Origin of the sequence: Tsukamurella soli (assembly GCF_039541155.1) — a bacterium.
Taxonomy (GTDB): domain Bacteria; phylum Actinomycetota; class Actinomycetes; order Mycobacteriales; family Mycobacteriaceae; genus Tsukamurella; species Tsukamurella soli.
The window spans coordinates 87566-101623 of the sequence record NZ_BAABFR010000004.1; the positions used below are offsets into that span (position 1 = coordinate 87566).

A 14058-nucleotide genomic window follows, 5' to 3' on the forward strand; every position below is an offset into this window, starting at 1 on the left:
AGCACCCTCTCGGCTCGCCGGAAGAGTTGGAATCGCGGCGACGCCAGGTGCACCGACCCCGCCTGGCTGATGGAACTGGAAAGCGACGCCGTGCGTTGGACGACATATGAAGCTCCTTGCATTCGTCGCATACGTGGTCATCGAGGTGCTCGCCTTCGCTGGACTGGTGTGGTGGCTCGGATTCGGCTGGGCGGTGTTCGCGATGATCGCGGCCCTGGGGATCGCGGTGCTCATGCTGCGGCGCACGGCGGGCGACGTCCTGCGCCGGCTCGGGTCGGCGGTCGACGGTGGCGGCCCGGCCGGCCCGGCGCTGGTCGATACGGCGCTGCTCGCATCGTCGGTGGTGCTGCTCGCGGTGCCGGGCGTGATCTCGACGGTGGCGGGCATGCTGCTGCTCACCCGTCCGGGCCGCGCGGTCGCGCGACCGGTCGCGGCCTACGTCGGTGCGCGTCGGATCGCGAAGTTCGTCGACCGGTCCGTGTTCGCCACGGCGTTCGGCGGCCCCGGCTTCGGGCCGGTGGTGGACGGCACCGTCGTCGCGGACGGTCCCGCCCCCACCGCCTACCGGCAGCTGCCACCCGCTCTCTAGGTCCCAACGTGACACGGCACCTCGCCGCACCGGCCGGCGCGAGGCGTTGGCAGACTGGGCAGCCGTGACGACTCGACTTCTGGTGCGCGGCCGGATATACACGCCGACTTCACCGACGGCCACGGCGATGGCCGTCGAGGACGGTGTGGTGACCTGGATCGGCGAGGACCGCACGGGGCGGGCCCTGCACCCCGGTGCCGAGGTGATCGATCTCAGCGGCGCATTCGTGGCCCCGGCATTCGTCGACACCCACGTCCACCTCTCGGCGACCGGCCTGCGGCTCACCGGCCCGCACCTCGCCACCCCCACCAGGGCGGCCGCGCTCGCGGAACTGCGCGGCCACGCGACCGCCGGCGTCGTCCTGGCGCGCGGCTGGGACCCCGACGTGTGGCCGGACGGGCCACTCACCGTCACCGACCTCGACGCCGCCTGCGGCGATCGAGCGGTGTACGCGGCCCGCGTGGACGAACACTCCGCGCAGGCCTCGACGGCACTCCGGGCCGCAGTGCCCGACCTCGTCGCGCTCGACGGCTATCACCCCGAGCTCGCGCTCACCGGGCCCGCGCACGACGCGGTGCGGGTGGCCGCGCAGGATGCGCTGACCGACGCGCAGATCACCGCCGCCCATCGGGCAGCGCTCGACGCGGCGGCCGCGACCGGCATCGTCGCCGTCCATGAGTGCTCCGGCCCCGAGATCGCCGGCGAGCGCGATTTCGCGCTGCTGCGGGGCCTGCAGCACGGCGTCCAGGTGCGGCGGTACTGGGGCGAGGCTGCTCGCGACGCCGCCCACGCCACCGAGCTGATGACCCGCACCGGCGCGCACGGGCTGGCAGGCGACCTGTTCGTCGACGGCTCCCTCGGGTCGCACACCGCGCTGCTGTCCGCGCCGTACGCCGACGCAGACACCGTGGGGACCGCGGTGCTCGATCAGGCCGCGGTGACCACCCACGTGCTGGCCTGCACCGAGGCCCGTATCCAGGCCGGCTTCCACGCGATAGGGGACGCCGCGGTCGGCAGGGTCGTCACCGCGCTGGCGGCCGCAGTGGACGCCTTCGGCGGCCCGCGGGTCGCGGCCTGCGGACACCGCATCGAGCACGCCGAGATGGTGACCGCCCGGCAGGCCGAGCGTCTCGGCGCCTGGGCGGTGCATGCGAGTATGCAGCCCGCGTTCGACGCGCTGTGGGGCGGCGGCAGCGGCATGTACGCACGCCGGCTGGGCCCGGATCGGGCGGCCGGACTCAACGACTTCGCGCTGCTGGCGCGCAACGCCGTACCCCTTGCGTTCTCGTCGGACTCGCCGGTCACACCGCTCGACCCGTGGGCGACGATCCGGGCGGCCACCACGCACCACACCGCGGGCAGCGCCGTCTCGCCGCGCGCGGCGTTCACGGCGTCGACGCGGGGCGCGTGGCGCGCCGGCGGGGTCCGCGACGGCATCGCCGGCACACTCGTACCCGGGGCACCGGCCTCGTATGCGGTGTGGGACGTCGACGAACTCGTGGTCAAGGCGCCGGCGGACGCGGTCGCGCGTTGGTCCACCGATCCCCGTGCCGGGGTCGCCCCGCTGCCGGATCTGTCGCCCGGTGCCCGCCTGCCGCGGTGCCTGCGCACCGTCTCCGCAGGAGTCACGATCTTCGAGGCCGCGTGAGCACCCCGAACGAGCTGCGCCGCCGGACAGGACGCCTCGCGCGCCGCTGGCCCGTGGCCGGACGAACCGTCGCCGCCCTGGCCGCCGGGCTGCTGCTGTTCGCGGCGTTCCCGCCCGGCCGCAACTGGTGGGCGGCACCGCTGGGGGTCGCCGTCCTCGTCGTGGTCGTCACCGGGCGGCGAGCGCGGGCCGGCTTCTGGTATGGATTCGTCGCCGGCGCGGGCTTCTGCATCCCGCTGCTGGTGTGGATCGACGAGATGGTCGGCGCGGCTCCCTGGCTCGGACTGGCGATCGTGTGTGCGCTGTACTACGGGGTATTCGGCGCCGTCGCCGCGCGCGTCGCGCACGTCCGCGGCGGCCCGCTGTGGGTCGCCTCGGCGTGGGTTACCGCCGAGTGGGCGCGGTCCTCAGTCCCGTTCGGCGGATTCCCCTGGGGCAGACTCGCATTCAGTCAGGCCGACGGGCCTCTCCTACCGATCGCGCACTACCTCGGGGCCCCCGGGATCTCGTTCGCGGTGGCGTTGGTCGGGGCGGGGCTCGCGGCACTGGCGCGGGCCGCGGTGTCGGGGCGGACGCTGCGGCTGCACTGGCGGATCGTGGTCGCGCCGTGCCTCGCCGTCCTACTCCCGCTCGGCGCGGCCATCGCAGCCCTCCCGGCAGTGCACGGCTCCGGTCCCGGCCCCACGGTCACGGTCGCCGCGATCCAAGGCGATGTCCCGCGCCTCGGCTACAACTTCACAACGCAACGCGAGGCGGTGCTCGACAACCACCTCGCCGAGACACAGCGGCTCGCCGCCGACATCGCCGCCGGACGCGCCACGCGCCCCGACGTGGTGATCTGGCCCGAGAACTCGTCCGACATCCCGCCTGAGAACGTCCCCGAGGCGGGCGCGCGAATCAGCGCGGCGTCCGTCGCCGTGGGTGCACCGATCCTCGTCGGCACCGTGCACTGGGCAGCGGACGGACAGCACTACTTCAACAGCATGATCATGTGGGACGCGCGCGGCGCGGGGGAGCGGCACGACAAGGCGATCCTGCAGCCGTTCGGCGAGACGATGCCGATGCGCTCCTTCTTCCGGCACTTCAGCCATTACGTGGACTACGCGTCGAACTTCAGTAAGGGGCACGGCGACGGCGTCGTACACCCCGGCAGTGGGCCGATGCCCCGCCTGCCGATCGGTGTCGCCACCTGCTACGAGGTGGCGTTCGACCGCGCGTTCCAGCAGTCTGTGGCGGCTGGCGCGCAGATCCTGACGGTGCCCACCAACAACGCCACGTTCGGGCACAGCAACATGACCTGGCAACAGTTGGGCATGTCCCGGATCCGGGCGGTCGAGTTCGACCGCGAGGTGGTGGTGGCTGCCACGACCGGGGTCAGCGCGCTGGTGCGGCCCGACGGTGTCGTCACCGCGCATACGGCCACGTGGACACCCGCTTATCTCGAGGCGACGGTGCCGCTACGGAGCACCCGCACGCCCGCCTCACGGCTCGGCTGGTGGGTTCAGGGCGTGCTCCTGGTGCTGACCGCCGTGGGACTCGCCGCGGGGATAAGGCACGATAGAGGATCGGCGCGGGCAATCCCGCCCGCCGCGAAGCCCACCCCGACAGCCGAGGAAGCGACATGAGCCCGAATCAGCCGCCGCCGTCGTCGAAGACGCTGGTGATCATCCCGACGTACGACGAGCTGGAGAACCTGCCGCTCATCGTCGGGCGGCTGCACCGCGCACAGCCCGAAGTCGACGTGTTGGTGGTGGACGACAACAGCCCCGACGGTACCGGCGAGAAGGCCGACGAGATGGCCGCCGCCGATCCGCGGATCCACGTCCTGCACCGCTCGGAGAAGAACGGCCTCGGCGGCGCCTACATCGCGGGCTTCCGCTGGGCGCTCGAGCGCGACTACGCCGTGGTCGTCGAGATGGACGCCGACGGGTCGCACGCCCCCGAGCAGCTGGACCGGTTGCTACGCGCCGTCGACGAGGGTGCTGACCTGGTGCTCGGCTCGCGGTACGTGCCCGGCGGCAGGACGGTCAACTGGCCGCTCAAGCGGCAGCTGATCTCCCGCGGCGGCAACGTGTACTCGCAGCTCGCCCTCGGGACGCGGATCCGTGACATCACCGGCGGCTACCGCGCGTTCCGGCGCGAGGTGCTCGAGAAGCTGGGCCTCGAGTCGGTGGCCTCGGCGGGCTACTGTTTCCAGATCGACCTGGCCTGGCGGGCCGTGCAGCTGGGATTCACCGTGGTCGAGGTGCCGATCACCTTCACCGAGCGCGTGATCGGCGAGTCCAAGATGAGCGGCTCCATAGTCAAGGAGGCGGCGGTCAACGTACCGCGCTGGGGTCTCGAGGCCCGCACGCGTCGCCTCCGCGGGATCCTGGCCTCCCGCCGCGCCTGACGCCGCCTGATCACTCCACGAAAGAGGGGCTCCCACCGACAGGCGGGAGCCCCTCTTCTTCTGGTCCTACTTACCCCGGCGCGCCTTGAGCAGGTCGAGGCGCTCCTTGAGCAGCTCCTCCAGCTCCGCCTCGGACCGCCGCTCGAGCAGCATGTCCCAGTGGGTGCGCGGTGGCTTGACCTTCTTCTCCTCCTGCGCGACCCCGTCGATCAGGGTGCCCTCGAGGCCGTTCTTGCACAGCCAGGTGCCGGGCAGTTCCGCATCGTCCGCGAACGGGACGTCGAACTCCTCGCCGTTGTCCGTGCGGTACCGCGCCATCCGCCGTGGCGCCAGGTCGTGGTCCCGGTCGGTCTCGTAACTCACCGCACCAAGACGGCTGCCGCGCAGTACTCGATCTGCCATGTATGTCCCAACCTCTCCCCGGTGATGCCGAAACCGGGCACGTCTACCAACGCGAACGTGACGCACGGTGTTCCCGCGCCTTTCCCCTCGATGCTACCGGCTATCTTGGGTGGCATGTCCGCGCCCGGTGCCCGCCGCCGCCACGCCGCATGCGCGTGGTGTGGACGCGAGGTGGTCACCGAGGGCCCGGGCCGCACCCGCAAGTACTGCAAACGGTCGTGCCGGCAGCGGGCCTACGAGAGCCGCGCGGCCCTGGCCGGGACGACCGTGCCCGCCGACGCCGTAGTCCTCTCGGCCCAGGAGGCCGAGTCGCTGACGGAACGGATGTTCGAACTGCGGTGCGCCGCGGAGGACGTGCAGACAGCGGTCGGGGAAGGCGCGACGACAGCGGAGCTCGCAGTGCTGTGCGCCCGGCTGGTCGACACCGCGCGCGACGCCGAACGGCTCCGCTGAGCGTCGGCCGCACCGGCTCGGTGGTGGCCGGCCCTCGAGGTGCGGCCAGTAGGGTGGGCCGGGTGCCACGCAACCTCCCCGCCCATGCGCGGGCCCTGACGGTGACCGCTGCCGCGTGCGTCGCGCTCGCCGCGTGTTCGTCCACACCGCACCCGGTCGACTCGTCCGGCACACCGGTCACGCCCGCGCCCACCGCGCTGCCGTCGGGCTGGCTGGAGACCGATGTGACGGTGCCGACACCGTCGGGCTCCGTCGCGGGGGTGTACGTGCACCCGTCCGAGTCGTCCGGGTCCCATCCCGCGGCGGTGATCCTCGGCCCGACCGGGGGCGATCCAGGGGGGGCGGACGGAGGCGCCGAGGTGGAGCTGTCGGTGATCCTCGCGCACGACGGTTCGCCCTCACTACGCATCGACGCGCCCGCCGCGGGCGCAACGTACGCAGCGCGGCTGGCGCAGGCGAGCGCCGCGGTGTCCGATCTCGCCGGCCGGCCCGGAGTCGATCGGCGGCGCCTCCTGGTGATGGGGCACGGCGACGGTGCCGCTGTGGCGGCGGGGCTGGCCGCGCGTCCGTCGGGTGCGCCGGTGATCCACGGCGTGGCGCTGGTCGAGCCGGTACTCGCCCCCGCCGCGACGGTGCTGTCCGGGGTACCCGACGTCGTCACTCTCGCGACCGGCCTGCCCCCGGGCAGTCAGAACCTGATCAGCTGCTCGGATGCCGATATCGAGGTGCACTGCGACGACGTGCAATCCGCAGTCGACGTGATGGCCGGTACCCATCCCAACTTCGTGAGGCTGTCGGGGATGTCGTTCGCGCTCGAGGACGACTCCTCCAAGTCCCGGGACTCGTACACCGCCCGACTGCCGTTCTCCGCGACGCTTGCGGCCTCGATCGGCACTTGGCTGACGATGCAGTGATGCCGCAGCCGACCGGGCGCCGCAGCGCGGGTGCCGCGTTCGCGTTCGGCACCGGAGCCGCCATCGCGTGGAACAACGCGCTGCTGCCGCGGCTGTCTGCCCGCGGGCGCCCGCTCCGAAGCGGCGGGCGCGCGGCGGCGACGCTGGTGTTCGGCGTGGTGACGGCGGCAGCGATCGACGGGGTGCGGAGTGCACGCACGACGGGATGGGCCGCCGGCTCCCCGAGCCCGGCGGCCCTCGCCGGCGTCGTAGCGGGCGTGTGGGGGCTGACGAACGTTCGTTCCATCCCGCGCGAGCACCCTCCCACCCGCGCCGGAGTGGCACGCTGGGTACTGGTCGAGATCCCGCTGGGGACGGCCGTGCCCGAGGAGATGCTCTTCCGTGGCGCCCTCGCTCGCGCCGCTGTCGCGGCGGTCGGCGAGCCCTGGGGCAGCGCGCTCGCCGCGGCCGCATTCGGTCTGTGGCACGTGGGGGCGGCGCGCTCGGCCGGGCAACGACCCGCGGTCATCGTCGGCGCCACGGCCGCTGCGGGGCTCGTGCTGTCGGGGCTGGTGCGGGGGACGGGGCGCGTCTGGCCCGCTGCCGCGGCGCATTCCGCCGTCAACGGAATAGGAGCGATCCTCACAACACGTTCAGGTCTTCGTGACTGATGTTACTGATGTTGTTAAAGTTTCTAGAGTGGTCTAATTACGGCCCACAGCATACTTCCAACCTGGTGCCGTTTCCGCTGGCAGAAGGCATATAAAAGCAAAAACCGGAACCTTCGGCGTTCCTGAGAATTGTTAAGCTATGGCAGAATAGGTGACGCGCATTAGTCAATACAATGCAGGGCTCCGGTAGCGGGATTCATGACCGTGAATCTCGCGGGGTCCCGTCCGCCGTTTCTAGAGGAGCAAAACGATGACCGCCATGATCGACGCGCGCCGCGGAACCTTCCGGCTGGCCGCCGCCGTGACCGCGACCGCGCTCGCCTTCGGGCTGGGCGCGGGGGTCGCCGCCGCGAAGCCGAAGCCCGCCCCCCACACAAGCACCGAGGAGCTCACCCCGCCGGTCGCCACGAGCACCGGCTGGGAGATCCTGGCGGACGACGCCACACACCAGGCCACCGTCTGGCACAACGGCGTGGTCGTGCGCACCATGCCGATCTCGATGGGCAAGCGCAAGGACGCGACACCCAACGGCGTCTACCACACCAAGGAGAAGTACCAGTCGCTGATCATGTCGTCGGCCACCTACGGCGTGCCGGTCGACTCCCCCGACGGCTACTCCGAGACCGTGTACTGGGCCACGCGGATGTCGTGGGACGGCATCTTCATCCACGCCGCACCGTGGTCGGTCGCGAGCCAGGGCAAGACCGACGTCAGCCACGGCTGCATCAACATCAGCACCGCCAACGGCAAGTGGGTCTACGAGAACCTCCCCGAGGGCACACCGATCGTCGTCGAGCACACCAGCGGTGGTCAGTACCAGGGCGACTGAGCCCACTCGGCCACTGATACGAACGAACCCCCGGTCCGCGGACCGGGGGTTCGTTCGTTCGCCGCTATCGGTTCATCGGTTCAGCCGACCGCCGCGTGGTCCTGCTCCTGTGCCGGCGCGGCGACGGTGCCGAACTCGATCGAGTCCTCGACATCGGAGCGCCGGTACTCGAGCGCATCGAGCCAGTAGTTGTTCCGGATCCGCCACGGGGCGATCGTGGCCGCCTTCGGCATGGCGGTCGGCGAGCGCTGCACATATCCCGCGGCCAGGTCGAAGGCGGGCAGCTCCTCCAGCTCACCGCCGCCGGTGTGCGGCGCGGCGTGCGTGTACCCGTGCTCCTTCATGTATGCCAGCAGTCGGGCGATCGCGCGGGCCGAGATGTCGGCACGCAGCGTCCACGACGCGTTGGTGTACCCGATGATGAACGCGAAGTTGGGGACGTCCGACAGCATGTGCCCGCGGTAGGCGAAGTGGTCGTGCGGTGCGGTGGGCTCGCCGTCGATGCTCAGGTCGATCCCGCCGAACGCGAGCAGCGACAGGCCGGTGGCGCTGATGATGATGTCGGCCTCGAGCTCGCGCCCCGAGCTCAGCACGATGCCGTTCTCGGAGACGTGGTCGATGGTGTCGGTGACCACCTCGGCCTTGCCGGACTTGAGCGTCTTGAACAGATCACCGTCGGGGACGGCGCACAGGCGCTGGTCCCACGGCGCATACTTCGGCTTGAAGTGGACGTCGACCTCGTAGCCCTTGGGCAGCTGCGCTTTGGCAGCGGCACGCAGCACCTGGCGCGAGATCGTGGGGAACTGGCGGCAGAGCAGGTACGAGCCGATCAGCACCACGGAGTTGCGGTACCGGATCGCGTTGTGTGCGACGCCCGCGGGCAGCAGCCGCTGCATCGTCTTGGTGAGTGGGTACTCACTGGGCAGCGACGACACGTACGTGGGGGAGCGCTGCAGCATCGTGATGCGCTCGACGTCGTCGGCCATCGCCGGCACCAGCGTGATCGCGGTGGCCCCGGAACCGATCACGACGACCTTCTTGCCCTGGTAGTCGAGGTCCTCGGGCCAGAACTGCGGGTACACGACCTGCCCCTTGAAGTCCTCGATGCCGGGGAACTTCGGCTCGTAACCCTTGTCGTAGTTGTAGTAGCCGGTGCATCCCACGACGAAGCGGGCCGTGTGCACGACCTCCTCGCCGTTGCGCTCGGCGCGGACGGTCCACAGGTCGATGCTCGTATCGAAGTCCGCCGACAGCACCTTGGTGCCGAACCGGATGTGCTTGTCGATGCCGAACGTCGCCGCGGCCTTCTCGATGTAGGCCTTGATCTCCGGGCCCGACGCGAGCGTCTTGCTGCCGTCCCAGGGGAGGAACGGGTAACTCAGCGTGAAGATGTCGGAGTCCGACCGGATGCCGGGGTACTTGAACAGGTCCCAGGTGCCGCCCATGCCGTCACGACGTTCGAGAACGGTGTAGCTCAGCTCCGGAAGGGTGCTGGACACGCGGTACGCCGTGTCGATGCCGGCCAAGCCGGCACCGACGATGAGAAGATCGGTGTAGTTCGCGTCGGGGTTAGCCACGGAGCCTCCTTGCTCGGGTGTGCGCTCTCGGCAGGGCTTCTTACTGAGAGCGATTCAATAACGCGTTGCCGAAAGTGTACATCGCGCCACCCCGGTTCTGATAGATCCTCACCGGAATCGTGTCACGCATGCTATCCCACCTGCAGGGTTCCGTTGACATCCCGGACGGGGACAGCCGGGAGTGGCGCCGTCGCGGGTCCCCGCTCGACCGCACCGGTCGCAGCGTCGAATCTGCTGCCGTGCAGCGGGCAGACCAGGGTGAGGCCGTCGCCCGCGGTGACGGTGCCGCCCTGGTGGGTGCAGATCGCCGAGAACGCGACGAACTTGCCGGCGGTGGGCTGCGCCACGACGTAGGGGGTCGCCCCGTCGGCGAGCACCACAGCCGAACCCGTCGGCACGCTCGCCGCGGCGACGGTGACGTGCTTGCCGCTCGCGCCGCCGGCCGCTGCCGTGCCGCCCCCGGACGACGTGCCCGTGGAGCCCGGGCTCGACGACTCCGTCGACGACGAGCACGCGGCGAGGACCACGGGGAGCAGCGCGACACCGGGCAGAGCGGCCAGAATCCTGCGGCGGCCGGGACAGAGCGCGCCGAGACCCGCCGCGGCGACGTCGCCGGTGGGAGCCGCGCCGGCGAACTCGGACGGGCATGCAGATGTGTCGACCATGATGTGCGCCTTCGGATTCGGGCGGCAGGCAACCGCACACTGGATGTGGACTGAGATGCCGCGGTGGCTGGCCTCGACGCTGCCACCCTACGCTGGGACCCGCTCCTCAGCCCGCTCGCTGCGTCGATTCCTCACCCGTTCGCAGACCACTCCCAGGAGGCGTTCGATGCTCACCACCGTCGCGGGTCTGCCCGCCCACCCGCTGCTCGTCCACTTCGCCGTCGTCTTCACGCCGGTCGCCGCGCTGCTCCTGGCCGTATCGGCCCTCTGGCCGCGCGCCCGCCGATGGCTGGGCCTGGCGACGCCCGCCGTCGCACTGCTGGCCGTGCTGGCATGCGTGCTCGCGAAGGAGTCGGGGGAGCGGTTCGAGAAGCGGATACTGTCCGCCTTCCCCGTGGGTTCACCAGGCTTCGCCAAGCAGCACGAGCAGATCGAGCACCATGCGCATCAGGCGACCGCGACCCTGATCTGGGCGATCGTCGTCTTCGTCCTCGCCCTCGCACTGTGGCTCGTGTCCAGCGGCTGGGCCCGCACACAGCTGCACGTCCCGGCCGTCGTCGGCGGACGGTGGCCGGCGGTCGCCCTCGGCGTGTTGTCGCTGGTGGCCGCCGTGTTCGCGATCTGGGGGATCATCGCGACCGGCCACACCGGCGCCGCGATGGCCTGGTCCAGCTGAGCCCTACCCGAGGTCCTTGTGGGCCTTCGTCAGTTCGATGTACACAGCGGCGTTGAGCTTGACGCGTGCGACCTCGTCGTCGCTGAGCTCGCGCCGGACCTTGGCCGGAACCCCGACCACCATCGACCGCGGCGGGATCACCGTACCCTCGGTGACCAGGGCGTTCGCCGCGATCAGGCTCTCCGCCCCGATCACCGCACCGTTGAGGACGGTACAGCCCATACCGACCAGCACATCGTCGCCGACCGTGCAGCCGTGCAGGGTCGCGTTGTGGCCGACGCTGACGCGGGAGCCGATCGTGCACGGCACGCCCGGATCGGCGTGCACGACCACGCCGTCCTGGATGTTGCTGTTCGCGCCGATCTCGATCCGAGCGGAGTCCGCCCGGATCACAGCGCCGTAGAACACGCCGACGCCCGGGCCGAGGACCGCGTTCCCGATCACCGTCGCGTTGTCCGCCACCCACGCCGTCTGATCCACCTCGGGCTGGTCGCCCCCGAACCCTCGCAGCACTGCCGCCTCCGATCCACTCGCGGTGCCGGTCCGGTTCAGCCCAGGCCGGTCGTTCCCAGGAGCCTACCCACCCCATAGGTGATGCCCATCGCGATCACGCCGCCGCACAGCACGCGGGTCATCGCCTTCCGGCGGTCCGCGTCGCCGAGGGTCGCAGACACGAAGCCGGTCACGACGAGGCCCGCGGCCACGGCGAGCAGAACGCAGAGGATGCGGTTCCACGCGATCAGTGACGCCGCGATGGGGATCAGTGCGCCGATGCTGAACGAGATCGCCGATGACACGGCCGCGGAGATCGGGCTCGAGAGGGACTCCCGGTCGATGCCGAGTTCCACCTCGAGGTGCGCGGCGAGCGGGTCGCTCGCGGTCAGTTCCTCGGCGACGCGCCGGGCGGTGTCCGGGCTCAGCCCCTTCTCCCGATATATCGCGACCAGCTCGTGGAACTCATCATCGGGCTGCTCGTCGAGCTCCCGCGACTCCTTGGCGATCAGCGCCCGCTCGGTGTCACGCTGCGTGCTCACCGACACGTACTCGCCCAGCGCCATCGACACCGCGCCAGCGGTCAGACCGGCGATGCCGGCGGTGAGGATCGCGCCCCGACCCGCCGACGCCGCGGCGACCCCGATCACCAGGCCCGCGGTCGACACCAGGCCGTCGTTGGCGCCGAGGACTCCGGCCCGCAACCAGTTCAGCCGGTCGCCGATAGCCGCGTGGTGGGGCTCGAATCCGTGCCGTCCACCCAGCGGATCGCCGGCACGGGCCGCACCTGGCGGCTCTGCTGAGGAGGTCATGACCAGAAGTGTATGAGCAGGTCAGGGGCATTTTCAACGAAGGTGTGGCTCTCCTGAAACAGGCCTGCCACACCTTCGTGGCACGTTCTGCAGGTCCGTGGCCGCCCGAGAGCGAGCGGCTCCGACGCATGCAGGGCGCGGCCGTCCTATCGGCGCTGCCTCACCTCGGAGAGCAACCGCTTCGCCGCCGACCGCGCAGCGGTGACGTCGCCGGTGACCACGGCGCGGACGAGCTCTGTGTGCTCGGCTCGGTGCGACGTCGCGGCGCCCACGGGACGCGTTGCGATGTGGTCCGCGAGGAGCGGGACGAGGTGGTCGTAGAAGTCCAGGTACAGCGCATTGTGACTGGCGGCGACGATGGCGCGATGAAGGTCGATGTCCACCTCGACCGCCCTGGCTCGCGCGACGTCAGTCAGGTCTCCGTCGGCCCAGAGGGAGTCGCGCAGGTCCAGCAGGCGTTCGAGTTCGACGATGTCGGCGTCGGTGCGGCGCTGCGCCGCAAGCCCGGCGGCGGTCACGTCGAGGGTCTCGCGCAGTTCGAGCAGGTCCGCCTCCCGCGCGCCCGCGAAGACGCCGTTCAGGGCGCTGTCGCTGCTCGACAGCACGTAGGTCCCGGAGCCCTGCCGGCGCGCCAACATCCCGGCGTGCACGAGCGCCTGCACGGCCTCGCGAACGGTGTTGCGGGCCGTGCCGGTGAGCTCGCACAGCTCCGGCTCAGTGGGGATGCGGGATCCCACCGGCCAGGCGCCGGCGACGATCTCGCTGCGCAGCTGATCGGTGACCTGGCCGATCAGTGTCTGGCGGCGAACGGGTTGCACGGAGACCGAGGTTACCAATCGTGTCGGGGATTGAATCGGGTGATCCATTCATCCGACGATTCATGCGGCGCATACCTCCCCGAACGGTATTCTCGCTGCGTAATTCTCGCTGCGTAATTCTCTCTGCGTAATTCTCTCTGCGTACCGCAGTACCGCAGTCACCTCGATCACGCCGCTGCTGTCGCGGATCAGCCACCACACCACCGCGACGTGGCTGTGGACTGTCCTCGCCGGCCTCGGCCCCACGACCTTCCCGATGGCGCTCCCCCCTGGTGAACCTCCTCTTCCTCACGGCGACGGTGATCGTCCTGCTGGCCGGCGCGTTCGTCGCCTGCCGCCCACGGCTGCTCGAGGACACTCTCGCGCCACACGGACAAGGAGCCCGCACCTAGGCCGCCCGGGCGAAGCTCCCCGGTCAACCGGTCCCGAGCGCGACCGCGCGGGCCAGCACCGCGTCGATCATCGCCGGGGTCAGCCTGCCGGTGAAGGTGTTCTGCTGGCTCACATGGAAGCAGCCGAGCAGCACCAGCGAGCGCCCGCCGGGCCCGCTCAGCGTCACCTCGGTGCCGTGCGCGAAGCGGGGTCGAGGCCGGGGGACCGTCCAGCCGAGCCCGGCCAGCGTCGTGAGCATCGCCTGCCAGCCGAACGCACCGAGGACCACAACCACCCGCACATGCGGCAGCAGCTCGATCTCGCGCGCCAGGAATGAGGCGCACGCGTCGCGTTCCGCGGGCGTCGGCTTGTTTGCGGGCGGCGCGCAGTGCACCGGCGCCGTGATCCGGACGTTCCGAAGACGCATCCCGTCGTCGGCCGACACCGACTGCGGCTGTGTCGCGAGGCCCGACCGGAACAGCGCAGCGAACAGGAAGTCGCCCGATCGATCGCCGGTGAACATGCGACCGGTGCGGTTTGCGCCGTGTGCGGCGGGCGCGAGCCCGACGACGCCGATCCGCGCATCGGCCGGCCCGAAGCCGGGCACCGGCCGACCCCAGTAGGTCTGCACCGAGAACGCCGCACGCTTCTCGCGCGCTGCCTGTTCGCGCCACTGCACCAGCCACGGGCACCGTCGGCACTCCGCGACCTCGGCGTCGAGTGCGGCCAACCGCGCCTCGCCGCTCGCCGCGGACCGTCCCGCACTCAC

General features: G+C 70.9%; 16 protein-coding genes. 9 read left to right on the top strand and 7 right to left on the bottom strand.

Annotated elements, in window-relative coordinates; all coding sequences use genetic code 11:
* Positions 1 to 106: 106 nt before the first annotated feature.
* The 4 genes from ABD908_RS02370 (at position 107) to ABD908_RS02385 (ending at position 4629) form a co-directional block, all read left to right on the top strand.
* Complete coding sequence (locus ABD908_RS02370) at positions 107 to 589, top strand: FxsA family protein (protein ID WP_344990330.1); 483 nt, start codon at positions 107 to 109, stop codon at positions 587 to 589.
* A 64-nt stretch (positions 590 to 653) separates the two neighbouring features.
* Positions 654 to 2237, top strand: coding sequence for an amidohydrolase (locus ABD908_RS02375; protein WP_385920846.1), 1584 nt, complete (start codon positions 654 to 656; stop codon positions 2235 to 2237).
* Positions 2234 to 3862: an apolipoprotein N-acyltransferase gene (gene lnt, locus ABD908_RS02380; RefSeq protein WP_344990333.1), complete on the top strand. Its 1629-nt coding sequence runs from the start codon at positions 2234 to 2236 to the stop codon at positions 3860 to 3862. The genes ABD908_RS02375 and lnt overlap by 4 nt, the downstream gene beginning before the upstream one ends.
* Positions 3859 to 4629 (top strand): polyprenol monophosphomannose synthase, encoded by a 771-nt coding sequence (locus tag ABD908_RS02385; RefSeq protein ID WP_344990336.1) that lies wholly within the window; start codon positions 3859 to 3861, stop codon positions 4627 to 4629. The genes lnt and ABD908_RS02385 overlap by 4 nt, the downstream gene beginning before the upstream one ends.
* A gap of 66 nt (positions 4630 to 4695) precedes the next feature.
* Here the strand turns inward: ABD908_RS02385 and ABD908_RS02390 are convergent, their stop codons facing one another.
* Positions 4696 to 5031 (bottom strand): RNA polymerase-binding protein RbpA, encoded by a 336-nt coding sequence (locus ABD908_RS02390; protein ID WP_344990338.1) that lies wholly within the window; start codon positions 5029 to 5031, stop codon positions 4696 to 4698.
* Between the two features lie 114 nt (positions 5032 to 5145).
* Here ABD908_RS02390 and ABD908_RS02395 point away from each other — a divergent pair, with 114 nt between their 5' ends.
* From ABD908_RS02395 to ABD908_RS02410, 4 genes are all read left to right on the top strand, one after another.
* Positions 5146 to 5484, top strand: coding sequence for a hypothetical protein (locus ABD908_RS02395; RefSeq protein WP_344990341.1), 339 nt, complete (start codon positions 5146 to 5148; stop codon positions 5482 to 5484).
* A gap of 62 nt (positions 5485 to 5546) precedes the next feature.
* Positions 5547 to 6398, top strand: a complete 852-nt coding sequence (locus tag ABD908_RS02400) for a hypothetical protein (protein WP_344990344.1) — start codon at positions 5547 to 5549, stop codon at positions 6396 to 6398.
* Positions 6398 to 7048, top strand: coding sequence for a CPBP family intramembrane glutamic endopeptidase (locus ABD908_RS02405; RefSeq protein ID WP_344990347.1), 651 nt, complete (start codon positions 6398 to 6400; stop codon positions 7046 to 7048). Before ABD908_RS02400 ends, ABD908_RS02405 begins: the two co-directional genes overlap by 1 nt.
* 250 nt (positions 7049 to 7298) lie before the next feature.
* Positions 7299 to 7877, top strand: a complete 579-nt coding sequence (locus tag ABD908_RS02410; RefSeq protein WP_344990350.1) for a L,D-transpeptidase — start codon at positions 7299 to 7301, stop codon at positions 7875 to 7877.
* An 80-nt stretch (positions 7878 to 7957) separates the two neighbouring features.
* On the opposite strand, the gene ABD908_RS02415 is transcribed toward ABD908_RS02410, so the two are convergent.
* Together ABD908_RS02415 and ABD908_RS02420 are read right to left on the bottom strand one after the other, a co-directional pair.
* Complete coding sequence (locus tag ABD908_RS02415; RefSeq protein WP_344990353.1) at positions 7958 to 9454, bottom strand: flavin-containing monooxygenase; 1497 nt, start codon at positions 9452 to 9454, stop codon at positions 7958 to 7960.
* A 131-nt stretch (positions 9455 to 9585) separates the two neighbouring features.
* Complete coding sequence (locus ABD908_RS02420; protein WP_344990356.1) at positions 9586 to 10119, bottom strand: Rieske (2Fe-2S) protein; 534 nt, start codon at positions 10117 to 10119, stop codon at positions 9586 to 9588.
* 166 nt (positions 10120 to 10285) lie between these two features.
* Between ABD908_RS02420 and ABD908_RS02425 the strand changes: the two genes are divergently transcribed.
* Complete coding sequence (locus tag ABD908_RS02425; protein ID WP_344990358.1) at positions 10286 to 10795, top strand: hypothetical protein; 510 nt, start codon at positions 10286 to 10288, stop codon at positions 10793 to 10795.
* A 3-nt stretch (positions 10796 to 10798) separates the two neighbouring features.
* Here the strand turns inward: ABD908_RS02425 and ABD908_RS02430 are convergent, their stop codons facing one another.
* The 4 genes from ABD908_RS02430 to ABD908_RS02445 form a co-directional block, all read right to left on the bottom strand.
* Entirely contained in the window at positions 10799 to 11308 is a 510-nt protein-coding gene (locus ABD908_RS02430; protein WP_344990361.1) for a gamma carbonic anhydrase family protein, read from the bottom strand.
* A 35-nt stretch (positions 11309 to 11343) separates the two neighbouring features.
* Complete coding sequence (locus ABD908_RS02435) at positions 11344 to 12099, bottom strand: VIT1/CCC1 transporter family protein (RefSeq protein WP_344990364.1); 756 nt, start codon at positions 12097 to 12099, stop codon at positions 11344 to 11346.
* Between the two features lie 146 nt (positions 12100 to 12245).
* Positions 12246 to 12917 (bottom strand): FadR/GntR family transcriptional regulator, encoded by a 672-nt coding sequence (locus ABD908_RS02440; RefSeq protein WP_344990367.1) that lies wholly within the window; start codon positions 12915 to 12917, stop codon positions 12246 to 12248.
* 415 nt (positions 12918 to 13332) lie between these two features.
* The gene (locus ABD908_RS02445) at positions 13333 to 14058 is read right to left on the bottom strand and encodes a uracil-DNA glycosylase (RefSeq protein WP_344990370.1); all 726 of its coding nucleotides are present in this window, start codon (positions 14056 to 14058) and stop codon (positions 13333 to 13335) included.

What these genes read in the sequence shown, in the direction of transcription:
- ABD908_RS02370 (WP_344990330.1), top strand. Translation starts at nt 107, where the DNA reads ATGAAGCTCCTTGCATTCGTCGCATACGTGGTCATCGAGGTGCTCGCC.
- ABD908_RS02385 (WP_344990336.1), top strand. Translation starts at nt 3,859, where the DNA reads ATGAGCCCGAATCAGCCGCCGCCGTCGTCGAAGACGCTGGTGATCATC.
- ABD908_RS02390 (WP_344990338.1), bottom strand. Translation starts at nt 5,031, where the DNA reads ATGGCAGATCGAGTACTGCGCGGCAGCCGTCTTGGTGCGGTGAGTTAC.
- ABD908_RS02395 (WP_344990341.1), top strand. Translation starts at nt 5,146, where the DNA reads ATGTCCGCGCCCGGTGCCCGCCGCCGCCACGCCGCATGCGCGTGGTGT.
- ABD908_RS02405 (WP_344990347.1), top strand. Translation starts at nt 6,398, where the DNA reads ATGCCGCAGCCGACCGGGCGCCGCAGCGCGGGTGCCGCGTTCGCGTTC.
- ABD908_RS02410 (WP_344990350.1), top strand. Translation starts at nt 7,299, where the DNA reads ATGACCGCCATGATCGACGCGCGCCGCGGAACCTTCCGGCTGGCCGCC.
- ABD908_RS02420 (WP_344990356.1), bottom strand. Translation starts at nt 10,119, where the DNA reads ATGGTCGACACATCTGCATGCCCGTCCGAGTTCGCCGGCGCGGCTCCC.
- ABD908_RS02425 (WP_344990358.1), top strand. Translation starts at nt 10,286, where the DNA reads ATGCTCACCACCGTCGCGGGTCTGCCCGCCCACCCGCTGCTCGTCCAC.
- ABD908_RS02435 (WP_344990364.1), bottom strand. Translation starts at nt 12,099, where the DNA reads ATGACCTCCTCAGCAGAGCCGCCAGGTGCGGCCCGTGCCGGCGATCCG.